The 23,571-nt window shown below is 73.2% G+C and carries 18 protein-coding genes; 12 read left to right on the top strand and 6 right to left on the bottom strand.

Translation table 11 applies throughout. The features are described 5' to 3' along the window. Positions 1-38 precede the first annotated feature (38 nt). Genes WME76_RS07620 through WME76_RS07610 form a run of 3 tightly spaced genes read left to right on the top strand, consistent with a single transcriptional unit; the run spans position 39 to position 5,322 of the window. Positions 39-4,172, top strand: coding sequence for a serine/threonine-protein kinase (locus WME76_RS07620; RefSeq protein WP_437959519.1), 4,134 nt, complete (start codon positions 39-41; stop codon positions 4,170-4,172). Next, positions 4,169-4,534, top strand: coding sequence for a hypothetical protein (locus tag WME76_RS07615; RefSeq protein ID WP_437959518.1), 366 nt, complete (start codon positions 4,169-4,171; stop codon positions 4,532-4,534). The genes WME76_RS07620 and WME76_RS07615 overlap by 4 nt, the downstream gene beginning before the upstream one ends. 14 nt (positions 4,535-4,548) lie before the next feature. After that, on the top strand, positions 4,549-5,322 hold the full coding sequence (locus WME76_RS07610) for a hypothetical protein (protein ID WP_437959517.1): 774 nt from the start codon (positions 4,549-4,551) through the stop codon (positions 5,320-5,322). A 276-nt stretch (positions 5,323-5,598) separates the two neighbouring features. Here the strand turns inward: WME76_RS07610 and WME76_RS07605 are convergent, their stop codons facing one another. The 4 genes from WME76_RS07605 to WME76_RS07590 all read right to left on the bottom strand — a co-directional run bounded on the left by WME76_RS07605 (position 5,599) and on the right by WME76_RS07590 (position 9,619). Further along, on the bottom strand, positions 5,599-5,934 hold the full coding sequence (locus tag WME76_RS07605) for a S8 family serine peptidase (protein ID WP_437959516.1): 336 nt from the start codon (positions 5,932-5,934) through the stop codon (positions 5,599-5,601). A 42-nt stretch (positions 5,935-5,976) separates the two neighbouring features. Continuing rightward, the gene (locus WME76_RS07600) at positions 5,977-7,470 is read right to left on the bottom strand and encodes a S8 family serine peptidase (protein ID WP_437959515.1); all 1,494 of its coding nucleotides are present in this window, start codon (positions 7,468-7,470) and stop codon (positions 5,977-5,979) included. A 403-nt stretch (positions 7,471-7,873) separates the two neighbouring features. Beyond that, positions 7,874-8,695: an NAD(P)H-binding protein gene (locus tag WME76_RS07595; RefSeq protein WP_437959514.1), complete on the bottom strand. Its 822-nt coding sequence runs from the start codon at positions 8,693-8,695 to the stop codon at positions 7,874-7,876. A gap of 222 nt (positions 8,696-8,917) precedes the next feature. After that, complete coding sequence (locus WME76_RS07590; RefSeq protein ID WP_437959513.1) at positions 8,918-9,619, bottom strand: helix-turn-helix transcriptional regulator; 702 nt, start codon at positions 9,617-9,619, stop codon at positions 8,918-8,920. A gap of 456 nt (positions 9,620-10,075) precedes the next feature. Here WME76_RS07590 and WME76_RS07585 point away from each other — a divergent pair, with 456 nt between their 5' ends. From WME76_RS07585 to trxA, 8 genes are all read left to right on the top strand, one after another. Continuing rightward, entirely contained in the window at positions 10,076-12,286 is a 2,211-nt protein-coding gene (locus tag WME76_RS07585; protein ID WP_437959512.1) for a DUF2169 family type VI secretion system accessory protein, read from the top strand. Further along, positions 12,283-12,945 carry a pentapeptide repeat-containing protein gene (locus WME76_RS07580; RefSeq protein WP_437959511.1) on the top strand — a complete coding sequence of 221 codons (663 nt, stop codon included), beginning with the start codon at positions 12,283-12,285 and terminating at the stop codon, positions 12,943-12,945. The genes WME76_RS07585 and WME76_RS07580 overlap by 4 nt, the downstream gene beginning before the upstream one ends. A 96-nt stretch (positions 12,946-13,041) precedes the next feature. After that, on the top strand, positions 13,042-15,468 hold the full coding sequence (locus tag WME76_RS07575) for a type VI secretion system Vgr family protein (protein WP_437959510.1): 2,427 nt from the start codon (positions 13,042-13,044) through the stop codon (positions 15,466-15,468). A 100-nt stretch (positions 15,469-15,568) separates the two neighbouring features. Then, positions 15,569-18,235: a DUF2169 domain-containing protein gene (locus WME76_RS07570; RefSeq protein WP_437959509.1), complete on the top strand. Its 2,667-nt coding sequence runs from the start codon at positions 15,569-15,571 to the stop codon at positions 18,233-18,235. Continuing rightward, positions 18,232-19,275 carry a pentapeptide repeat-containing protein gene (locus tag WME76_RS07565; protein WP_437959508.1) on the top strand — a complete coding sequence of 348 codons (1,044 nt, stop codon included), beginning with the start codon at positions 18,232-18,234 and terminating at the stop codon, positions 19,273-19,275. Before WME76_RS07570 ends, WME76_RS07565 begins: the two co-directional genes overlap by 4 nt. Before the next feature lie 35 nt (positions 19,276-19,310). Beyond that, a complete protein-coding gene (locus WME76_RS07560) occupies positions 19,311-19,961 on the top strand; it encodes a DUF3540 domain-containing protein (protein WP_437959507.1) in 651 nt (216 codons plus the stop codon). 12 nt (positions 19,962-19,973) lie between these two features. Beyond that, complete coding sequence (locus WME76_RS07555) at positions 19,974-20,363, top strand: DUF4150 domain-containing protein (protein ID WP_437959506.1); 390 nt, start codon at positions 19,974-19,976, stop codon at positions 20,361-20,363. Between the two features lie 128 nt (positions 20,364-20,491). Further along, positions 20,492-20,893: a thioredoxin gene (trxA, locus tag WME76_RS07550; RefSeq protein WP_437959505.1), complete on the top strand. Its 402-nt coding sequence runs from the start codon at positions 20,492-20,494 to the stop codon at positions 20,891-20,893. A 52-nt stretch (positions 20,894-20,945) separates the two neighbouring features. On the opposite strand, the gene WME76_RS07545 is transcribed toward trxA, so the two are convergent. Further along, entirely contained in the window at positions 20,946-21,362 is a 417-nt protein-coding gene (locus WME76_RS07545; RefSeq protein WP_437959504.1) for a GFA family protein, read from the bottom strand. Between the two features lie 101 nt (positions 21,363-21,463). Continuing rightward, a complete protein-coding gene (locus tag WME76_RS07540; RefSeq protein ID WP_437959503.1) occupies positions 21,464-21,856 on the bottom strand; it encodes a DUF2809 domain-containing protein in 393 nt (130 codons plus the stop codon). 246 nt (positions 21,857-22,102) lie between these two features. Here WME76_RS07540 and WME76_RS07535 point away from each other — a divergent pair, with 246 nt between their 5' ends. After that, positions 22,103-23,506: a hypothetical protein gene (locus WME76_RS07535; protein ID WP_437959502.1), complete on the top strand. Its 1,404-nt coding sequence runs from the start codon at positions 22,103-22,105 to the stop codon at positions 23,504-23,506. Positions 23,507-23,571: the final 65 nt, after the last annotated feature.

Here is a 23,571-nt window from a genome sequence, read left to right as displayed (position 1 = left end):
TGACGGACGCGCGCGCATTCCGTGAGATACTCGACCCCATGACGCCGGGGGAGAGGCTGGGGGCGCGTTATCTTATCGAGCGGCAGGCGGGGAAGGGCGGTCTCGGCACCGTCTATCGGGCGCGCGACGTCGAGAGCGGCGCGCCGGTGGCCATCAAGGTCCTGCGGGAGCCGACCGACGACAAGCGCAGCCGGTTCGCCCGCGAGGCGCGCGCGCTGGCCGCCCTCGCGCACCCGTGCATCGTCCGCTACATCGCGCACGGGCAGACGCCGGACGGCGAGCTCTACCTCGCCATGGAGTGGCTCGAGGGCGAGGACCTCGCGGCGCGGCTCGCCCGCGGCCGGCTGGAGCCGGCGGCCGCGATCAAGGTGCTGATCCGGGTCGCCGAGGGGCTCGTGTTCGCGCACGCGCAGGGCATCGTCCACCGCGACATCAAGCCCCAGAACATCTTCCTGCCGGGCGGCGAGCTCGAGCGGGCGACGATCGTCGACCTCGGCCTGGCGCGGCTCGCCGACGCGACGACGGCGCTGACGCGCACCGGGGCGACGGTGGGCACGCCGTCGTTCATGGCGCCGGAGCAGGTGATCGGCGAGGGCGAGGTCGACGCCCGCGCGGACGTCTACGCGCTCGGGTGCGTCCTGTTCGCCTGCCTGGCGGGCCGGCCGCCCTTCGCCGCGGCGCACCCGCTGGCCATGCTGGCCAGGGTGGTCTTCGAGGAGCCCCCGCGGCTCGGCGCGCTCGCGCCCGGGTTGCCCGCGGAGCTCGACGCCTTCGTGGCGCGGCTGCTCGTCAAGCAGCCGGACAGGCGCCCCGACGCGCGGGAGGCGCTCGATGAGCTGCGCGCGCTCGCGACGTTCATCGCGGAGTCGTCCTCGCGCGCGCCCGCCTCGGTGCCCGGCCTGACGCGCCGCGAGCGGCGCCTCGTCAGCGTCATCCTCGCGCACGCGCCCGACGCGGACGCCGGCGCGCCCGCCAGCGCCGACTCGCACGCCGCGACCGCCTCGCTCAGCGACGCCCCGCGGCTCAGCGCGCTCTACAGGACGTCGCAGGCGCTCCGGCAGGTCGCCGCCCGGCACGGCGCGCAGCTCGAGCTGCTGCGGGACGGCTCCCTCGCGGCCGTGATCACCGGCGCAGGCTCGCCGACCGACCTCGCCGTGAACGCGGCCCGCTGCGCCATGGCCCTGCGCGACCTCCTGCCCGGCACGCACGTCGCGCTCTCGACCGGGTGGGACGAGCTCGAGAAGACGCAGCCGATGGGGCAGGTCATCGATCGCGCGAGCGCGCTGCTCGCGGGGAGCACGATCGCGCCCACGGCCGATCGCACGCTGGCCGCCCGCAAGGCCGCCGCCACGATGGCCGCTCGCGCGCCGTCCGATCCCAGGGCCGCCGCCACGCTGGCCGATCGCAAGGCCGCCCGCACCCTGTCCCCGCGCACGCTCTCCGAGCGCGCGGCCGCCGGCGCGCCCGGCTGCGCGGAGCCCACGTCCCCCGTCCTCGTCGACCGGATGACCGCGGACCTCCTGGGCGATCGCTTCGAGGTGTCGCTCGACCGCTCGACGCTCGCGCTCATCGGCGAGCTCGAGCCCGCGGACGAGGCCCGCAAGCTGCTCGGCAAGCCGACGCGGTGCGCCGGGCGGGAGCGCGAGCTGCTCCTCTTGCAGTCGACGTTCGACGAGTGCGTCGCCGAGTCCGAGGCCCGCGCGGTGCTTGTCACGGCGGAGGCGGGCGTCGGCAAATCGCGCCTGCGCCACGAGCTCGCGCGGCGCCTGGCCGCGCGCGGCGGGCCGCTCGATCTCTGGATCGCGCGCGGCGACCCGATGCGGATGGGCGCGCCGTTCGGCATGCTCGGCCAGGTCGTCCGGCGCGCGGCGCGGCTGCTCGACGGCGAGCCGCTCGAGGAGCGGCGGCGGAAGCTCGCGGCGCGCGTGGCGGAGCACGTGGCGGAGCCGCTGCGGCAGGCCGTCACGGAGTTCCTGGGCGAGATGGTGGGCACGCCCTTCCCCGCGGAGGCGAGCGTGCTGCTCCGGGCGGCGCGGCAGGACGCGAAGGTCATGGGCGACCAGATGCAGGCCGCGTGGGTGGAGCTCGCGCGCGCCGAGTGCCGGGCGCGGCCGGTCCTGCTCGTGCTGGAGGATCTGCACTGGGGCGACCGGCCGACGGTCGAGTACGTGGACGCGGCGCTGCGGCTCCTCGAGGGCGAGCGGCTGATGGTGCTCGCGCTCGCCCGCCCCGAGGTGCGCGAGTCGTTCCCGGACCTCTGGAGCAAGCGCGCGCTGACGGATCTGCGGCTCGTCGGGCTGTCGCGCCGCACGTGCGAGAAGCTCGTCGGCGAGGCGCTCGGCGCGGTCGACGCCGGGGTCGTCGCGCAGATCGTCGACCGCGCCGGGGGCAACGCGTTCTTCCTGGAGGAGCTCGTGCGCGCCGCGGCCGAGGGCCACGACGGCGGCGTCCCCGAGACGGTGCTCGCGATGATGCAGGCGCGCCTGGAGGGGCTCGCGCCCGACGCGCGGCGGGTGCTGCGCGCGGGCAGCGTGTTCGGCAGCGTGTTCTGGCGCGGCGCGGCGGGCGCGCTGCTCGGGGCCGAGGCGGACGGGGCGCACCTCGACGCCTGCCTGGCGGAGCTCGCGCGGAGCGAGCTCATCACGCGCCTGCACGAGTCGACGTTCCAGGGCGAGGTGGCGTACGCCTTCCGGCACGCGCTCGTGCGCGACGCGGCCTACGAGATGCTGACCGAGGGGGACCGGCTGCTCGGCCACCGGCTCGCGGGCGCGTGGCTCGCCGACGCCGGCGAGACCGACGCCATGGTCCTCGCCACGCACTTCGAGCGCGGCGGCGACCTCGAGCGCGCGGTCGGCGGCTACCGGCGGGCGGCCGAGCAGGCGCTCGGCGGCAACGACTACGTCGCGGCGATCGAGCGCGCCGAGCGCGCGGTCGCGTGCGGCGCGGCCGGCGAGGCGCTCGGGGAGATCGAGACCGTCGAGGCGGAGGCGTACCGCTTCCGGGGCGAGAGCGCGGCGGCCGAGCTGCACGCGACGAGGGCGATGCTGGCGCTGCCCGAGGGGAGCGCGTCGTGGTTCCGCGCGGCGGGCGTCGCGCTCTGGGCCTCCCACCTCGTGGGGCGCGGGGACGCCGTCGTCGCGCTCTCCAGGACGCTGTGCGCGCGGTGGTCGGCCGAGGCGGTGACCGGGCCCGAGCTCATCGCCATGGCGCAGGCGGCGCTGATCCTGCTCTACATGCAGGGCCAGTGCGACGAGACGGACGCGCTGACGTCGCGCATCGACGCGTCGTTCGGGCGCTTCCAGCACGACCCGACCGTCAGCGCGCCCGTCCTGCGGCTGCGCACGCACCGCGCGATCCTGGCCGGGGACGTCGGCGCCGCCTGGGAGCTCTGCGAGGCGGCGGTGCGCTGCTTCGAGGCGGCGGGCGACGTGCGCGCCGCCTGCGGGGCGCGCATCAACGCCGGTCATTTCTGCAACGAGCTCGGCGCCTACGCCGACGCCGCGCGCCAGCTCCGCGCCGCGCTGGCGGACACGGAGCGGCTCGGCCTGCTGTTCATGGTGGCGGTCGCGAAGGAGAACCTCGGCCGCACGCTCCTCCAGCTCGGCGATCTCGACGAGGCGCGGGCCCTGCTCGACGACGCGCTCCGGTCGTTCGTGGCGTCGGGCGACCGGCGGATGGAGGGCGGCACCTACGTCTACCTCGCGGAGGTGTTCCGGGTCGCGGGGGACCTCGAGCGGGCCGAGGACGTGGCGCGCCGCGGCTGCGAGCTGCTCGCCGACGTCCCGCCGCTCATCCCGTGCGCGCTGGGCATCCTGGCGGGGGTGCTGCTCGCCGCGGGGCGCGCCGCCGAGGCGCTCGAGGTCGCGAACCGGGCCGCGGAGCTCGCCGCCCCGATCATCGCCGCGCAGGGCCACCTCGAGGAGGGCGAGTCGCAGATCTACCTGGTGCGGGCGGAGGCCCTCGAGGCGTGCGGCGCGCACGGGGAGGCCCGCGTCGCGATCGCGACCGCCCGCGAGCGGCTGCTGGAGCGCACGGCGCGGATCGCGAACCCCGCGTGGCGGTCGGGCTTCCTGGAGAACGTGCCCGAGCACGCGCGCACGCTCGCGCTCGCCCGCGCGTGGCTGGGCGAGCGCGACGGCGCGGCGGTCGCGCCCGCAGAGGACGCGCCGTGAGCGCCTGCGCCACGATCGACCTCGCCGGGGGCCGCGCGTCCTACGAGGCCGGCGAGGAGATCGCCGGGGTCGTGCGCCTCACCACGCTCCCGGGCCGCCCGGCGCCCCGGGTCGAGCTGTCGGTCCTCTGGCAGACCGAGGGCAAGGGCAGCACCGACACGGGCATCGCCCACGCCGAGGTGCTCACCGAGGGCCAGCCGGAGGCGCCCGCGGAGGGCTTCCCGTTCCGGGCGCGCCTGCCGCTCCTGCCGCGCAGCTACCGCGGCGACCTGATCGAGATTCGCTGGTCGGTCCGGGTGCGGTGCTCCGCCGGGTTCATGAGGGACGACCTGATCTATGACCAGCCCATCACGGTGCGCTGAGGTTCCCGCCGCCGATGAAGCTGCTCGCCGCCCTCCGTCGCTCGAAGCCGTCACGCTCCGCGGAGCCCGCCGCGCCGCTCGCCGCCCGCGGTCCTTACCGGAGCGGCGGCTCCGGCGGCCCCATCGAGCGCTACCGCGCCGTGCTGGATCGGCTGCCGTTCCCCGACGTGCGCACGGCGCCGGGCGCGCACCTGCCCGTGCGGCTCCTGCCCGACACGACCCCCGTCGGCCCGCCGAGCCATCGCGTCCAGGTGGCGGTCGTCATCGCCGCCGTCTCGCTCTACGTTCTGGTGGCTTCGCTGGCGCGCCCCGGGGGCGTATCGCTGCTCGCGGCGCTCGGCCTTGCCCTCGGCGCGTCGATGGTCTGGTGGTCCCTGGTCGGCCACCTCCGGCTAGCGCGCCGGGACCTCGCCATCGAGCTCGCGGAGGAGCCGCTGTTCCTCGGGGCCCCGCTGCGCGCCCGCCTTGTCCTGCGCGGGCCGCGGCGCGTGCGCCGCGCGCGCGTCACGCTCGTCTGCGAGGAGCGGGTCCAGTACCAGAGCGGCTCCGACCCCGAGTCCGAAACGCACCTCCTCTCGGAGCGGGTGCTGCTCCTGGCGGAGGACCTCGACATCGCGCGGGAGAGCGCCTGGAGCCAGGAGATCACGGCGGACCTGCCCGAGCAGGCGATGCACTCCTTCCTCTCGGCGAGCAACGAGATCCGCTGGGCGCTCCTGGTCGACATCCAGCCCGAGCGCGGGCCGAAGGTGACGCTGGCCTATCCCGTGCGCGTCTTGCCGCCGGCGTGACGTGGGCCCAGCGCGCGGTGACCGGCGGCGAGGGGGAGCGTCGTGTCCAGGACACCGAACACGTTGAAACCCCGAGAAAAAAAAAATGAACCACAGAGGCACAGAGGGCACAGAGGGAAGAGAGAGATAAAGAAATTTCTATCTTCTCTCTCCTCTGTGCCCTCTGTGCCTCTGTGGTTCAAATCTCTTCATTCCTGAGCGTTTCAAGCTCTGTGGTTCAAATCTCTTCATTCCTGAGCGTTTCGAGCTGATCGGCGCTCTCGCTGGAGATGGCCTTCACGGCGCTGTCGTTGCGGACACCGGCGCTTGCACGAGGCCGGCGCCGACATCCGAGGCGGGCGCGTTGAGCTGGCGCGCCGTCGCCAGCATGCGCCGCCATATCTCCGGGGCGCTCGCGTGCGGATCGGCCTCCATGAACAGCGCGAGGACGCCCGCCACGTGCGCTCCCGCCGTGCTGGTGCCGCTGAGGGTTTGGTAGGCTTGCGGCAGCGGCCACGAGGAGAGCACGCCGACGCCCGGCCCCACGATATCGATCTTGCCGCTGGGCGAGAAGTTCGCGATCCGGAGGCTGCTGTCCAGCGCCCCGGCCGAGAGGATCGTCGCGACGTTCATGACGGGCGCCTCGGCCCGAGGTGGGCTCGTGTTCTGGATGGATTACCGGGTGTCGGACGCTCGCGGCGAGGGGATCTGGACTCCACCCCTCTCCATGATGGGGCCCTCGCTCTGCGCGGGCGGCGAGGAGGGGGCCGACGCCTTCTGCTTCCCGATCGGCTCCTCCTGCTCCGTCCTCGCAGACACCGGCGCCTGCACCAGGCCAAAGCCGACATCCGACGCGGGCGCGTTGAGCCTGCGCCCCATCCTCTGCAGGCGCCGCCAGATATCCGGGGCGCTCGCGTGCGGATCCGCCTGCATGAGCAGCGCCAGGACGCCCGCCACGTGCGGGGTCGCCATGCTGGTGCCGCTGATGCTGTTGTAGCCCTGCGGCAGCGGCCACGAGGAGTGCACGTTGACGCCCGGCGCCGCGATGTCGATCTTGCCGCCGTTCGAGAAATCCGCGACCCGCAGGCTGCTGTCGAGCGCCGCGACCGAGAGGATCGTCCCGGAGTTCGCCGGCGCGCCGGTATACTGGATGTCGCCCCGGGAGCGATGGCTGGCGTTGCCCGCGGCGGCGACGATGATCGCGCCCTGGTTCAGGGCCCGCTCGCCGAGCGCCCGGTACGCCTCCACGGGAGGCCGCTGGCTGCCGAGGGACATCGAGATGACCCGGCACCCGTTCACGAGGGCCCAGTTGATCCCGTTCATGATCCAGCCATCCGCGCCGGCGCCCTCCGGGCCGCCCAGGACCTTGCCGATGTACAGGTCGGCCTCGTACGCGACGCCGTAGCGCGGCCCCTGCGCCGAGGCCTGCGGCCCGCAGGCGGTGCCGGCCGTGTGGGTGCCGTGACCGGCCTGGTCCTGGACCGTCTCTCCGGGCACGAAGGACTGATGGACGACCTTACGACCCCTGAAGTCCGGATGGCGCAGATCGAGCCCCGTATCGAGGACGGCGACCCGGATCCCGCGCCCCGTGAACGGCGAGGCCTCGACGCCGATCGCGTTGAGACCCCAGGTCACGTTCCCCTGCCCGAGCGGCCTGGTCCCAGGCTCGTGGAGCTCGTGGCCCGGCCTCTCCTCGCGGACGCCGCTCGGGGACTCGCCGCGCGCGCGGGCCTCTCTCGGGTACCCCTCTGTCGCCGCAGGCGCGCCCCCGGAGAGGAGATGATCGATGAGCCCGTTCACGCCGGCCCGATAGCCATCGAGGTACTCTCGCTGCGAGGACTGCAGGGCGGGCGCGGAGATGGCGTAAACGTACCCCTCGTCCTCCACGGAGAGGATGACGCCGCGCGCCTGGAGCTCCTTCATGACCGCGAGGGCCGCCGGTGACGGGTCGGCGACGACCATCGTCTGGAGCCTGTCGAACACGACCGCGTCGGCCGTGAGCATCTTGTCCGGCGGCACGGCGCCGCCGTACTGGGAGGCCATGACCACCTCCATGCCGACGGCTTCCAGCGCGCTCGCCATGGCGGCGATGTTCACGGTCGGGCTGAGCACGACGAGCTTGCGGCCCGTGGTCCTGTGCTCGTCTCTCGGCGTATGGATGTCTGTCATGGCTCACTTCTCCAGGGTGAATCGACAGTTCGGCAGCACGGAAACCCCATCACGGGGCTCCGCGTGAGTCTATGAAGTCGACCTCTCACCACGGCAAGCTGACCGTCCGAGCTGCTCAGAGCAGACTCCGCGCAATCCAGCGCCGAGCGCGGGCACGCTGGTTTCAGCGGACTCCACGCAATCCAGCGCCGGGAGGTCCAGCCTCTCTCCTTTCGCGGAGAGGGCTGGACCCGAGGCATCCCCTCGAATTCCTCGAAAGAAAATTGAACAGGGAGGCGGGGAGACGGGGAGACGGGGAGACGATCCTCAAATACCCCCTGTCTCCCTGTTCAATTTTCCCGCCGAAAGTGGCTGCAAAAATGAGCGGATTCCTCAGGGGCTGGGCCCGAGAGAGCTGCTCACCCTACGCCGCGAACGCCGCCGCGTGCTCCGCCGCCCACTGCGCGAACGTGCGCGCCGGCCGCCCTGTCACCTGCTCGACCGTCGGGACGACGGTTTTGCCGATCTCCGGCGTGTTCCCGTAGATCTCGACGAAGAACTCGATGGCCTCCGGCGAGAACCCCGCCGCCGCCCACCGCTCCCGCGCCTGCTGCTCGGTCAGCTCGACGAGCTTGATCTCGCGACCTGCGGCGGCGGCGAGGAGCTCGATCTTCCGGCGCAGACTCAGCACTTCCGGCCCGGTGAGGGTGTACGTCTTGCCCGCGTGGCCGCCCTGCGTCAGCGCCGCGACCGCGACCGCGGCGATGTCGGCCTCGTGGACCGCCGCGCTCAGCCGATCGCAGAACGGCTCTCGTACCACCCCCTCGCTGCGGATCGACGCCGCCCATTCGAGGTGATTCGCCATGAACTCCACCGGCTGAAGGAAGGTCGCGTCGACGCCGCTGGACGCCACCGCCGCGTCGAGCGGGGCGGACGATCCGCCGAGCAGCACCGAGATCCGGCGCACCCCCGCTCGCCTGGCGAGCGCGACGATCTGCTCCCCGGTCTGCAGCGGCGCGTAATCGTCGCCGCCGAAGTTGATCAGGTGCAGCGCCTCGACGCCCTCGAAGGCTGCCGCGAACGTCTCCGGCGCGGCCAGATCGCCGGCCACGGCCTCGACGCCCGCGGGGAACTTCACCCTGCCCGGGTTGCGGCTCAGCGCGCGGACATGGTGACCGCCCTCGGCGAGCTGCTTGACGATCTCGCGGCCGACGGTGCCGGTCGCGCCTGTGACAAGGATCTTCATGAATTTTTCCTGTACCTTTGTAAACACCGCCGATGTCCCGGCGGCCTCTCGGCGGTTGTGCTCGACGCCTCGAGGCGCGGATTCAGCGCCTGGAGACGGTGAACGGCGCCCGGAGCGTCGTGGGCTCCCCGGCGGCCGTCGCACCCACCAGCCTGCGCCACCCCTCCTGACAACCCGTGGCAGCAACGCGCGCGACGCGATCGCGCCGCGCCCTCGCCGGCCTCACGCCGGCGCGCCGCCGCCGCGCTCCCAGGCCTGACGCCACTCCTTCGTCAGCGTCCGGCGCGGCTTGCCGTAGGGCTGCGCGGTGAGCGCGAGGCCGGCGATGCGATCGGCGCGAAAATGCCGGAACGACGCGCGCAGGCAGCACCACGCCGCGATGATCTGCTTGCCCTCGTAGTACGCGATCTGCACCGGCCAGACGTCGCGCTCGGTGCTGCTCCCCGACTCGCTCCGATAGCGCATCGCGAGCGCGCGCTCGGTTCGCATCGCCTGCCGCACGAGGCCGAGCACGGGCTGCGGCGCGGCGCCGGACCCCGCGAGCACGACGGGCCAGAGCCCCGTGTCGTCGATGCGGCCGCGGAGGTCGTCGGGAGAGGCGGCCGCGATCTTGGCCACCGCGTTCTGCGCGGCGCCCGCGAGGCCCTCGTCGGCCTGCGAGCCGACCCAGCGCGCGCCGAGCACGAGCGCCTCGAGCTCCTCCGCGGTGAACATCAACGGCGGCAGGAAGAAGCCGGGCCGCAGCACGTAGCCGACGCCCGCCTCGCCGTCGATCGGCGCGCCGAGCCGGATCAGCGTCTGCACGTCGCGGTAGATCGTGCGCACCGAGACGCCCTGCTCCTCGGCGAGCTGCGCCGCGGTGACCGGGCGCCGGTGGCGCCGGAGCGCGTCCATGAGCGCGAAGAGGCGCTCGGTCCTGTCCATCGCCGGCGACGATCGCAGGACGGGCGGCCCGTGTCGAGCGCCGGACCGAGCACGGCGCCCGCGCCGCTCCCGTCGGTTCGCCGGCGGCCGGGCTCGTTCCTGGTTCCAGGAGAGAGGGAACCACAGAGGCACAGAGGGCACAGAGGAGAGAGATACACAACGTGGATCAGGCGCGCCTCCGTGGCCCGGATCGTCGGCGCGCACTGCCCACGACGCGACATCGACGCTCGCGGCGGTCTCGCCCATTGCGGGTCTCCACACCGCGCCCGCGAGCGCCCTACATGCGTTGCTCGCCGGAAGATCTTCACAGCGTCATCGCGCAGTGTTCGAGAACCTCGATGCGAGTCGCCCTCACCGTCGACTCGCGCGCTTGCGTCCGGGAGACGCGCCGCGTATCGTCGGCCGTCGAGAGCCCTCCGCGGCGGTGAAGGCGCGCGGGCCAGTCGAGGTTACGCCGTGCGAACGCCCTGGCCGCTCCCCGTCGTCGCGCTGACGCCGGCCTCTTGCGGGGCCGTGCGGTGGCGCATGCAGGGCGCAGAGCGGCTCACGGTCATCGTCAAGGCCACGTTCGCGCTCGTGCCCGACCGGAGCGCGGAGCTCGCCGCCCCGGCGGACCTCATCGGCTCCGATCGGCCGCGAGACGGGCGCGGCAGCCTCGAGGAGGCGTGTGAGACAGCGCCTTACCTGCCGAGCGCAGGGGTCCTGGTGCGCGGGCACGCGGCCGCGCCCGCGGGCACGACCGCGACGGCGCTGTCGGTGCGGGTCGCGCTCTTCCGCGAGGGTCGCTGGATCCTCGACAAGGTGCTCCACGTCCACGGCGACTGGACCCGAGAGGCCCCGAGCCCGCGTCCCTTCAGCCTCATGCCGCTCGTGTACGAGCGCGCGTACGGCGGGCCGCACATCGACGCGAACCCGGTCGGCGTGGGCGCCGGGGCGGCGCTGCCGAACATCGTCGATCCGACCGATCCGGCGAGGCCGGCGGGCTTCGGGCCGATCGCGAGGCACTGGGCCCCGAGGAGCGGCCTCCTCGCGCGCGATCGGTCGATCGAGCCCTCGGCCCCGGAGCTCGATGGGGGCTTCGACTTTCGCTATTTCCACGCCGCTCCGGCGGACCAGCAGATCGAGTTCCTCCGCGGCGACGAGTGGATCTTCCTCCAGGGGCTGCACCCCCGCTGTCCGTGGATGCGGTCCCGCCTGCCCTCGGCGCGCGGGCTCGCGCGGCTCCATCGGACCGGGGCGGGAGGGGAGGAGCACGCGCAGCCGATCGAGCTCGTCGCGGACACGCTGACCATCGACGCGGACCGCCTGCGCTGCTCGGTGATCTGGCGCGGAAACGTCGCGCTGCTGCCCGACGACGCGCCGGCGCGCATGCGCGTTGTCGCGGGCGTCGAGATGCCGGGGTGGCCCCTCCTCTGGCCCTCGACGGCGGCCCCTGCTCCGCCCCCTTCCTCGAGGGCAGCGCCGGGGCCGCCTCCCTCGGCTCCAGCGCCGGGACCGCCCCCCTCGAGGCCAGCGCCGGGGCCGCCCCCCTCGGCTCCAGCGCCGGGGCCGCCCCCCTCGGCTCCAGCGCCGGGGCTCACCGGGGACGAGCCAGCGACCGAGAACGACGCGCGCGCTGCGATCGAGGGCGAACGTGGGGCCGCGGCCGGGCCTGGTGGGCTCGCGCTGGGCGTCGCTCGGCCGCTCGCGCCCGTCGTGATCGCCGACGCGGCGAGCGCGCCCGTCGACCGGGGCGTGGAGATCCCGGCCGGGCACTGGAGCGTCGTCACGCAGCAGGTGACGCGGCTCCACGCGACGCCTGCCCTGCCCTTCGTGCAGCCCGAGGGGCCGCGACTCGGGCCCGAGGAGCCGCGCCTCGGACTCGAGGTGCCGCGCCTCGGGCCCGAGGAGCCGCACTGGAGCGCCGTCACGCAGCAGGTGCCGCAGCTCCACGCGACGCCTGCCCTGCCCTTCGTGCAGCCGGGGAGCCGCGCCTCGGGCCCGAGGAGCCGCACTGGAGCGCTGTCACGCAGCAGGCGACGTCGCTGGCCTCGGCGCCTCCCCTGCCCTTCTTGCCCGCGCCCGAGCCGCCGCCGCGCCCCGAGCCGCCGCCGGGATCGGTGCCGTTCGCGATGCCCTTTGCGCGCGCCGGGGCCGACGCCTCCTCGCCCGAGCCGCTCCCCGCGGTGCTGGCGCCTCCGCTCGCCGGACTCGACGAGACGCACCCCGTCGTCCAGCCGCCTGCGACGGTGCCGCCGCCGCCCGCGATGCTCGATGACACCAACGCTGCCGCTGCCGCGCCCCAGCCGCCTGCGACGGTGCCGCCGCCGCCCGCGATGCTCGATGACACAGCCGCTGCCGCGGACACAGCCGCTGCCGCGGACACGGCCGCTGCCGCGGACACGGCCGCTGCCGCGCCCCAGCCGCCTGCGACGGTGCCGCCGCCGCCCGCGCCGCTCGACGACACCAACGCTGCCGTGGACGGCCCGCGTTCGCTCGCCGCTGAAAGGCTCGCTCCGGCGCCCGCGAGCGCCGCCACTCCCGCCGTCGCTCCGCCCACCGACGCTCCGCCCACCGACGCTCCGCCCGCCGACGCTGCACTCACGGGCGCCGCCGGCTCCCCTGCGGCCGCGCCCGCCGAGCCGCCCCCGCCGGAGCCGGAGGCCCGCGGCCTGCGCGCGGAGGTGATCGCCCGCCTGAAGAGCGGCCAGCCGCTCTACGACCTGGAGCTCGCGGGCGCTGACCTCGAGGGCGTCGACTGGAGCGGCGCCTCGCTCGAGCGCATGAACCTCGCCGGCGCCACGCTCGCCCGGTGCAACTTCGCCTCGGCGCGCCTGGCGAGAGCCAACCTGAGCGGCGCGGACCTGACCGCCGCCCGTCTCCACGCGGCCGACCTGACGCGCGCCGATCTCTCCCGCGCCACGCTGGACGACGCGCAGCTCTGCTCGGCGAAGCTCGACGGCGCGGACCTCACCTCGGCCAGAGGCGCCAACGCGCGCTTCGACGGCGCGTCGCTGGACGGCGCCGACCTGCGGCGAGCGCGCCTCACCGAGGCCGTCTTCGACCGGGCCAGCCTCGCCGGCGTCAACGGGAGCAAGGCGGACATCCCGCGATCGAGCTTCGCGCGCGCCAACCTCTCCGGCGCCATCCTGCGCGCCGCGAAGCTCAAGGAAGCGCGGCTCCCGTGCGCCAACGTCGACGGCGCCGACCTGCGCGAAGCGGACCTCACGGGCGCCAACGTCTATGGCGTCACGCTCGCGAACGCGAAGTCGGGCGGTGCAATTTTGCGCTCCTTGGTCGAGATCCCGCCTCCTGACGACGAGTTTAACGTTTCTTCACAACGTTGACTCCGTCGCTCACTTCCGCCTAGCTCCATGAGACGCGTCCCCTCGGGACGTCCAGGCGGAGCATTCATCACCTCGCACCCCGGAAGAGACACGGTCATGAGCGATCTCATCACGTTCTCCTCGAGCGTCCTGCAAGGCCCGGCGCGCGTCGTCGGCTTTCGCGGGGTGGAGGCGATCTCGCGCCCGTACAGGCTCGAGATCTTCCTCTCGATCCCGAGCGATGGAGAGGACGACACGAACTTCGCGGAGATGGTCGGAGCGCGAGCGCGCCTCTCGATCGACCGCCAGGATGACGTCGTTCCGCCTCACGTGTTCAGCGGCGTGCTCGCCGGCGTCGATCTCGTGCACGAGTTCGGCGGCCGCGCGCTGCTGCGGGCGGTGCTCGTGCCGCGGCTCTGGGGGCTCACGCTGTCGAAGCACAGCCGCATCTTCACGAAGAAGAGCGTGCCCGACGTGATCAAGCTCGTGCTCGAGGAGAACGGCATCACGAGCGCGGACATCGAGCTCAACCTCGGCAGCTACGAGCCCGAGGAGCACATCTGCCAGTACCGCGAGAGTGACTTCGACTTCATCTCGCGCTGGATGGAGCGAGAAGGAATCTTCTATTATTTCGAGCACACCGAGGACGGCGAGAAGCTCATCCTCTGCGACGACAAGAGCTACCCCGCCGAGGCGCTCGGCGCGCCGGTGCGCTACCACCCGCAGGCCGGCCAGGACCGGAGCGCCTCCGCCTCGTTCCGCACCTTCTCCTGCCAGCACGGGGCGCTGCCGTCGCGGGTGAAGCTCAAGGACTACGACTATGTCCGGCCGCAGTTCCCGCTCGCCGGCGCGGCGCCGGTGTCCCAGTACGGCGCCGGGGAGATCAGCCTCCATGGCGAGCGCTTCTTCAGCGCCGACGCCGGCAAGCGGCTGGCCCAGCTCCGCGCGGAGGAGTACCTCGCCCGCGAGGCGGTCTACCAGGCCACCGGCGCGCGGCTCCACCTGCGCTCGGGGTACACGTTCGAGCTCGAGGACCACCCGCGCGCGCGGTTCAACGCGAGGTACCTCGCGGTCGAGCTGCGCCACCACGGCAACCAGTCCGCCGGGCACAGCGACTTCGAGGAGCTCGTCGGGCTCGCGCACGAGGAGGTCTATCTCGTCGAGGTCTCGGCGATCCCGGCCGCGACGCAGTTCCGGGCCGAGTCGCGGACGCCGTGGCCGCGCATCTACGGGTACGAGAACGGCACGGTCGACGGCTCCGCGTCGAGCGAGTACGCGCAGATCGACGACCACGGGCGCTACCTGGTCAAGCTCAAGTTCGACGAGGCGAGCCCGCGCGACGGCAGCGGCTCGACCTACGTGCGCATGATGCAGCCGCACGGCGGCGGCGTCGAAGGGTTCCACTTCCCGCTGCGCCGGGGGACCGAGGTCGTGCTGAGCTTCCTCGGCGGCGATCCGGACCGCCCCGTGATCTCCGGCGTGGTGCCCAACGTGCTGACGCCGAGCCCGGTGACGAGCGGCAATCACACGAAGAACGTGATCCAGACCGGCGGGAGGAACCGCCTCGAGCTGGAGGACCAGGCCGGGGCGCAGCGCATCACCCTGTCGACGCCGTACGCGAACTCGTACATGCGCATGGGGGCGCCCAACGCCGAGCACGAGCTCATCGGCAAGACGGACGGGAACATCCTGCTCGACAGCGGGGTGAACATGGACTTCGAGGTCGGCGCCGACTGGACGAGCAACGTGGTGACCAACATCACGACCACGGCCGCCGGCGGCAACATCACGACGACGGCCACCGCCGGCGACATCTCGACGACCGCCACCGCCGGCGACATCTCGACGACCGCCACCGCGGGCACGCTCACCGAGAAGGCCAAGGGGGACGTGACGATCACCTCGGAGGCCGGCAGCGTTCACATCAAGTCGCTGGCCGCCGACGTGAACGTCTTCGCCCAGGGTCACTACAACATCGAGGCGAAGGGCAACAAGAACGAGACCATCACGGGCGACCACAACACGACGAGGCACGGCAACTTCAACCTGACCACCCATGGAAGCGTCACATCCATGGTGTTCGGATCGAGCACGTCGATCACCAAGGGGAACGGGTTCGATCTGAAGAACGGCACGTTCGAGTCGCACACGTTCGGCACGACGAAGGAGTTCAAGCACAGCGACGCCGAGACGCACACGGACGGCAGTTCGTACGAGCACAAGAAGGGCACCTTCACGTCGGTCGTCGTGGGCGGGACGCTCGACGCCAAGCTGTCGGGGGCCCTCGAGTTCACGATCGGCGCCAAGCTGTCGATGGCGTGCAGCCTCTCCACGGAGATCATCATGGGGGTCAAGACGTCGATGAACGTCGCGGCCAACATCGACATCAAGAGGGGTACGACGGTGACCGTCAAGTCCGGTCCGGAGCTGGTCCTCCAGAGCGTCGTCTACGAGAACTCGGCTGTCAGGATCAGGAGCAGGGCGGTCTCGCTGGCGCGGACCGCGGCCGAGATCAAGAAGAGCGGCATCTTCATGGTCGCGTGAGCCTCGCCGCGGCTCACCCCCTCCGCCGGCGCGGCGCCGGCGTCCACCCGCGCCGAGGCCCTCGCCAGGCGCTCCGGCAGCGACCCACGAATCGAGCCCCATGCGCGTCATCAAGCCTCTTCGCCTGTCCGTCCTCCAGCGCGTGCTCACGATCAGGCGCAACCATCACCTGAGCGTCGGGATCCTCGTGTTCTTCCCGCTCGACGCCCCGGAGGCGCCGTTGCCGGAGGTCTCGATGTGGCAGCGGGTGATGCCTGCGCTCGGCAAGGAAGCGCTCCTCGACGAGGGCATGCCCAAGCCGCGGGGCGAGGTCCTCGTCTTCGGCAAGGCGTTCTCGCCCGGGGGGGAGCCGCGGCCGGCGTTCGCCGCGGGCGTGACGGTCGGCCCGGCCGACACGCCGCTCATCGACAAGTCCATCGCCGTCGTCGGCAAGCGGCGGTGGCGCCACGGCGCGCCGACCGAGCCGGAGCCGATCACCGAGATGCCGCTCGTCTGGGAGAACGCCTTCGGCGGCCCGGACTACCCGCTGAACCCGAAGGGAATGGGGCTCGGGCCGATCGACGAAGAGGGCGCCAAGGTGCATTACCTGCCCCACCTCGAGGACCCGCGGCGCCTCCTCAAGTCGCCAGGCGACAGGCCGCCGCCCGCGTGCTTCGGGGCGCTCGACCCCACGCTCGCCTCGCGGATTGCCAGGCTGGGCACGTACGGCGCCGAGTGGCTCCAGCAGGATTTCCCCGGCTTCGCCCGGGATCTCGACCCCGAGTACTTCCAGGTGGCCCCGGAGGATCAACGGCTGTCGGAGTACTTCGAGGGAGGAGAGCCGGTCAGCCTCAGGAACCTTCACCCGAGGCGGCCGCACATCGAGACGCACGTCCCGAGGCTCCGCGCCCGGTGCTTCGTGCGGCAGCGGGGCGGGGCGGAGACGGGCGGCGAGGAGGGCCTCCGGGAGGTCGCGACGCGCCTGGAGACGGTGCTCCTCTTCCCCGACCTGGAGCGCGGCGTCGCGATCTTCCGCGGGGTGGTCCCGGTGACAGAGGACGACGCCGACGACGTGCGCCTGCTGGTCGCCGGCCTGGAGCGGGCCGACGCGCCGAGGCCCGTCGAGCACTACCGTGCGGTGGTCGAGAGGCGGCTCGACAAGGACAAGGGGCACCTCCACGCCCTCGATGACAAGGGGCTCCTGCCCGAGCCCGAGCCCGGCGCGCCGTCGTTCCCGGACGAGGTGAGCAGCGACATGGATGCGCTCCTGCAACGCGAGCAGGCCATGGAGCAGCGATCGCTCGCGCGGGCGCAGCGGGAGCTCGACAAGGCGCGGCTCACCCTGCTGATGCTCGGGATCAACCCGGACGACAGGCTCCCGCGGGAGATCGAGCGGCCGGAGGAGCCGAAGCCCGACGAGCTCGCGGAGTACACCGAGCGGATGGAGCTCGAGGCCGAAGGCCTCGAGAAGGAGGCCGAGTCGCAGCGCAGGACCGCCGAGGAGGAGGCGCGGAAGCTCTGCGCGGAGCAGGGCATCGACTTCGACGAGATGGTCGCGAAGGGCAAGCGCGAGGGGGGCGGACCGCCGAAGTTCAGCGCCGACGAGGAGGTGGCCCGCCTGCGCGAGCTCGCCGAGGCGGGGCGCAAGGCGGGCGCGCCGCTCGCGGAGCTCGAGGCGAAGCTCGCGGACCCGGCGTTCGCCGCGAACCTGCGCACGATCGAGGAGGGCGCCCGCTCGACGTACCGCGCCTTCGCGCACTTCCTCCCTCCGGTCGAGCCCGCGGACGAGGGCGCGCGGACCGGGCTCCGCGCCGAGGTGGAGCGGGCGCTCGCCGCCGGCGAGTCGCTCGCCAGGCGCGATCTGACCGGCGCCGACCTCCACGAGCTCGGCCTCGCGGGCGCCGATCTGCGCGAGGCGCTCCTCGAGGGCGCGGACCTGTCGGCCTGCGACCTGACCGGGGCCGATCTGACCGGCGCGGTGCTCACGCGCGCGAAGCTCGAGGGCGCGCGGCTCGGCGGCGCCAAGCTGCGCGGGGCGAACCTCGGCGAGGCGCGCGCCTCCGGCGCGAGCTTCGACGGCGTCGACCTCCGCAAGGCGGTCCTCCACAAGGCGTGGCTCGAGGGGGCGCAGCTCTCTGGGGCCGACCTCGCCGAGGCCGATTTCCTGGAGGCCAGGGTCGCCGGCGCGGACTTCAGCGGCGCCCAGGCGGACGACGTCCTCTTCTTCCAGCTCGACCTCGCGGGCGCGCGCTTCACCAGGGCGAGCCTGCGCAAGGCGACGTTCTTCCAGTGCACGGGCGCCGGCGCGGACTTCGGCGAGGCGCAGCTCGAGGACGCGGCCTTCGTCGACTTCAAGGGCGAGAAGGCCTCGTTCCGGAAGGCGCGGGCCACGGCCCTGCGCGTGGTCTCGGCCTCCGCGCTGCCGGGCGCTGACTTCTCCGGGGCCGAGCTCGCCCGCGCGAACCTCCGCGGGGTCGACCTGGAGGGCGCGACCTTCGAGGGCGCCTCGGCGGACAACGCGGATCTCAGCGAGGCGAACCTCCGGAAGGCGCGCCTCGTGGAGCTCAGCGGCAAGGGCGCGCGGTTCATGCGGTCGGACCTGACCGAGGCGGACCTGACCGGCGCAAATCTCATGGACGCCATGCTGCAGAAGGCGAAGGTGCCCGGCGCCCGCTTCGAGAAGGCGAACCTCTTCCGCGCCACCCTGCTGGACGCGAAGGGCGATCAGCGGACCACCTTCTCCGACGCGCACATCAAGCACGTCGTGTTCACGGGGCAGAACAAGTGACCCGCGACGAGCTGCTCGCGAAGGTGGAGGAGGGCGAGGTCATCGCCGGGGAGGACCTGTCGCAGCTCGACCTCTCGGGGCTCGACCTGTCGGGCGTCGTCTTCGAGAAGACGAGCTTCCGCGGCGCCAGGCTCAAGGACGCGAAGATCAGCGAGTCGATGTTCAACGGCTGCGATCTCTCGGGCGCCGACCTGTCCGGCGCGCGCGCCCGTCACGCCGTGTGGACCCAGTGCGCGCTCCTCCACGCGCGCCTCGACGGCAGCGACCTCGTCTCCGCGAGCTTCGCCGGGTGCGACGTCTCGCGCGCGAGCTTCGAGCGCGTGAACCTCACGATCGGGAGCATGGTCCAGGGGCGCGCCGACGAGGTGAGCTTCCGCGAGGCCAACCTGGACCGGTTCTCGCTCCTGGAGACCGACACGGCGCGCCTCGTGCTCGACGGGGCGAAGCTCAGGCAGACCTGCCTCATCAAGGCGGATCTGTCGACCGCGAGCCTCCGCGGCGCGACGATGCACCTCGCGGCGCTCATCGGCGCCAGCCTGCGAGGTCAGGACCTGTCGGGCATGGACCTCACGCTGACGCAGTTCATCGACGCCGACCTCGCCGGGTGCGACCTGCGGAACGCCAGGCTCGTCCAGGCGAGCTTCAAGGGCGCCGATCTCACCGCCGCGAAGCTCGACGGCGCCGACGCCGAGCGCGGCATCTTCGTCGGCGCGCGGCTCGCCGGCGTCTCCGCGGCCGGCCTCAAGGCGCGGCAGGCGATCTTCTCCGAGGCCGACCTCGAGGCGGCGAACCTCACGGGCGCCGACCTCTACCAGGCCATCTTCCAGCGGGCGTCGTGCCCGCTGGCGAGCTTCCGCGACGCGGACCTGACCTACGCCGACCTCTCGCACGCGAGCGTCGAGAAGGCCGACTTCTCCGGCGCGAGGCTCTTCCGCGCCCGCTTCCACCAGGCGCGCGACGCGGGCGCCGTCTTCACGAGCCGCGCCGCCGCGCTCGGCGACGACCCGGATCTGCTCGAAGCCGAGCGCTGGACACCCTGAGGGGACGCCCCTCCCGACAGCAGGAGAGAGAGACGATGCGAGACAATCTGGCGAGACAGCGGGTGGAGACCTTCGCGATCCAGGAGGTCGGCACGGTCATCGGGTCGGTCGACAGGTCGTTCCAGGTGCGCGTCGGGTCGGGCGACTACGCGGCGAAGCGCGCGGTGAGCTGCCTCGTCGAGCCGGCGCTCGGCGACCGGGTGCTCGTCGCGATGCACGACGCCGGGTGCCACGTGCTCGCGGTGCTCGACCGCGAGGGCGACGCGCCGACGCGCCTCGTCGCCGAGGGGGACCTGGAGGTGAGCGCCCCGGGCGGGCGGTTCACGGTGACCGCGGGCGAGGGCGTGCGCCTCGTCACGCCGGCCGAGGCGACGGTGGCCGCGGGCAAGGTGCGCGTCGCCGCGAGCGAGGGGTCGCTCGCCGTCGGGGCGATGACGTACGTGGGCGAGCGGCTCGTCGCGCAGGTCGACCGCGTGAAGACGGTCGCGCGGTCGGTCGAGTCGATCGCGGACCGCTGGGTGCAGCGGCTCGATCGGGCGTACCGCTTCATCGCCGAGTCCGAGCAGGTGCGGACGCAGTACTACGAGGTCACCGCGAAGGCCGCGGTGAACATCAAGGCGCAGGCGACGCTCGTCTCCAGCGGCGAGCTCACGAAGATCGACGGTGGGCAGATCCACCTCGGCTGACAGGAGGCACCGATGTTCGCGAACACGCAGATGGGAGGCATGGCCCTGGGCGGGCCTGACGTGTGCCTGACGCCGCCGGCGCACCTGCCGGTGCCCTACCCCAACCTGTCGGCGCAGCCGATGGGCGTGCCGGCCGTGTACAACGTCCTGTTCATGTGCACGCCGGCGCACAACATGACGACCCAGGTGCCGCTGACGAACGGCGACAACGCCGGCCTGGAGACGGGCGTCGTCTCGCACACGGTGATGGGCCCCGCGCGCCACGTCACGGCGGCGTTCACCGTGCTCGTGGGCAGCGCGCCCGCCACGCGCATGACGAGCGTCACGCTCCAGAACTCGGTCAACTCGCCGGGCGTCAGCCTGGTGCCGAGCCAGGTCAAGGTGCTGCTCCTCGCCCCCTAGGCAGCACATCGCATTCCGCTCGGTACGCCCGCTCCCGATGGATCCGCTCGAGACGGGGCGGACTCAGCCTTGACGCGCCGGGCCGGCCGCTCGGCGACAGGGGTGGGGTTCGAGGCTATGCTCCGCGGATGAGTACCACAGAGCTCAGCGCGGCGAACTTCGAGCAGACGGTCGACTCGAACGACATCGTCCTCATCGACTGGTGGGCGCCCTGGTGCGGCCCCTGCCGGGTCTTCGCGCCCGTCTTCGAGAAGGCCTCCGAGAAGTACACGGACATCGTGTTCGCGAAGATCAACACCGACGAGCAGCAGGATCTGGCCCAGGCGTTCAACATCCGATCCATCCCGACGCTCTTCATCTTTCGCGAGAAGGTCCTCCTCTTCGCGCAGGCGGGCTCCCTGCCGGCGTCGGCGCTCGATCAGGTGATCGAGAAGGTGCGCTCGCTCGACATGGACGAGGTGCGCACGAAGATCGCCGAGGAAGAGGCCAAGCGGACGGCCGGCGGCGCCGAGGGCGGCGAAGGCGCCTGAGGAGCGCCGGCGCCTCGGCTCGCCGAGGCGCCCGGAGCGCGGAGGCGCGGTGTCAGCTCTGGCTGCCCGTCTTGTTCCCGCGGTAGTCGGCGACCCCCGGGATGGGCGGGAGCCAGGGGACGCGGTGCACGGTCCAGATCTGGAAGGACGGGGGCGGTAGATCGCTGGGCCTGTCCATCGAGCCCAGGAAGATATCGATCTCCCGCGCCCCGTCGCGGCGCCAGAACAGCGCGGATCCGCAGGTCGAGCAGAACTGGCGGACAGCGATGCTGGAGGACCGATAGGTCGCGGGAGAGCCGGAGAGCACCGCGAAGCGCTCGTCAGGGAAGGTGGCGAACGCCGGCATGGGTGAGCCGCTCTGTCGCCGGCACTGGTTGCAGTAGCAGAGGTTGGTGCTCGAGGGCGCGCCGCGCGCCTGGTAGCGGATCGCGCCGCACAGGCAGCCGCCGGTGTGGTGAGCCTCGGTCATGGACGTCGCCTCCGTTCTCCTGGATGGTGCGAGCGCCAGCCTGGCCCCTCCCGGCGCACGTCGCAACCGCGCGCGCGCCGCGACCGCCGCGGTGCGGCGGCTCATGGCGAGGCCCGGAGCGGCCGGCAGAGCGCGTAGCCAAGGGCGCAGCCGAGGCCGTACAGCGGAAAGTCCATCAGGTCGAATCCGCCATTTCCGCCGAGCAGGAGCCGCCCCGGCACGGTGCTGCGCGCGGCCCACAGCCAGGGCGCGTCGCTGAGCTGCAGCAGCTCGATCGCGCACGTGGCGGCGAGCACCGCCAGCGCCAGCCGGTGGGTGCGGGCGGAGATCCACACGAATTGCGCCGCGGCGATCCACACGACCTCGTAGAGCACCGCACCCGCGCTGTTCCGCAGCCACGCCGGACCGCCGTGGAACCGGGCGATGAGGCCGACGGGGACGACTGCCACGATGAGGAGGGCGAGCAGGATGCGCTTGCGCGCGGCGTCCGGCATTCGCGCAGCCTACAGCGCCGCCCGCGTGGAGCGAGCACGACCGTGAAGACGCGTGCGCTCCTCATCGACGGAGCCAGCGCGCAAACCGCCCTCGACCACCACGGCGGCGGACAGACAGAGAGGAAAACTCCTCGCCTGCTTCAACCACGGTGCCGCTTCGACGGCTCTCGCGAGGCAGGAGGGCCAGTCCTGCCGTGGGAGGTAGGGATGGTGCCCCCGCGGAAACACTGGTAAGTTTCAAGGCCTGTGCCGGCTGCGTCGTCCGCGCTCGCCCTCCGCGCTGCCCGAACGGCCGGGAGCGCCGTCGCCTGCGCGCTCCTCGCCCTCCCTGCCGCGGCGGACGAGCCCCGCGCCGCCCGCGGGCCGGTGCTCGTCCTCGCCGCCTCCTCGGGCGCCGACCGCCTCGACACGCGGGCCGTCGACCTTGTCGCGGCCCACATCCGTCCCCTCGGAATTCGCCTCCAGATCGTCCGTTCCGGCGCGCCGCGGCCCGCGCTGCAAAGGCTCCTCCCCGACGCCCGCGCGCTCGCCGACGCGTGGGACGCGCGGGGCGTGCTCTGGGTCGACGCCGGATCGAGGGGCGAGCTCGCCCTGTACGTGGTCGAGCGCGACGGCCATCAGATCTACGGCCGCCGCATCCCGGTCGTGCCCGGGCAGACCGCGACGGCCCTCGAGTCGCTCGCCAACATCGCCGGCGCGGTCGCCGAGGAGCTCCGCGAGGGGCACGTCGCCGCGCTGACCGAGGTGAAGGTCGCCGCGAGCGAGGCGGGAGCAGTGGCTCCGCCCGAGCCGGCGGCTGCGCCCGCGCCGGGCGCGCCCCTCGCCGCGCCGGGCGGGCCCCTCGCTGCGCCGGGCGCGCCCCTCGCCGCCCCCGCCGCGCCGCCGAGCCCGCGACCGCCCGTGGCCCCGCCGGGAGCCCTCCGCGCGCCGGTCCGGCTGCCCGCGGTCGCGGTCCTCGCCGGCTATACCGGCGCGAACTTCAGCAGCGAGGCGCCCTGGCAGAGCGCCGCGGCGATCCGCGCCTCCTGGGCGCCGGTGGACCGCGCCGTCCTCGGCCTGGGCTACGAGCTCATGCCCGCGACCACGATCGGCGACGAGCAGTTCGGGTTCGAGCTCGCGCGCCACCCGGTGACCACCACCGGCCAGATCCGGCTGCGGCTGCCGCTCGGCCTCGACCTGCAGCTCGGGGCGCGCGCCAGCGTCGATATCGTCCAGCGCGTCCCGCAGGGCGGCGCGCCGCCGCCCGCGCGGCAGCCGCAGGCGGCCCCGCCGTGGAAGGGCGATACGCCGCCGCCGTACTACCCGCCGCCGTACTACCCCCCGTGGCCGCCGCCGCCCTCCTACCCCCGGTGGCCGCCGCCGCCGATGACATGGCCGCAGATGGCGCCCGAGGAGCTGCCGCCGCTGGAGACCCAGACCGACGTGCTCGTCAGCGTCGCGCCGGTCGCCGAGCTCGGGTACCCGATCACCGAGCGGCTTCGCCTCAAGGCGATGCTGGGCGTGGACTTCCTCCTGACGCAGCCCGACGCCTCCGTGCACCCGAGCCTCGCGCTCCAGCCCCACCCGGTGCGGGTCGTCGCGGGCCTCGGGCTGGAGCTCGGGCTCGCCCTGCCAGAGCCGCCGGCAGCGGCGGGCGTGGTCGGGCAGTGAGCGCCCGCGCCGCGTGAGCCGACGCAGAAAGAAAATTGACCCGGTTCGGCCGAGGCGCCGCACCA

Source organism: Sorangium sp. So ce119 (genome assembly GCF_051524405.1).
Taxonomy (GTDB): Bacteria; Myxococcota_A; Polyangia; order Polyangiales; family Polyangiaceae; genus Sorangium; species Sorangium cellulosum_G.
Note: the sequence above shows the minus strand (reverse complement) of the source record. Positions and strands in the feature narration are given on the sequence as shown.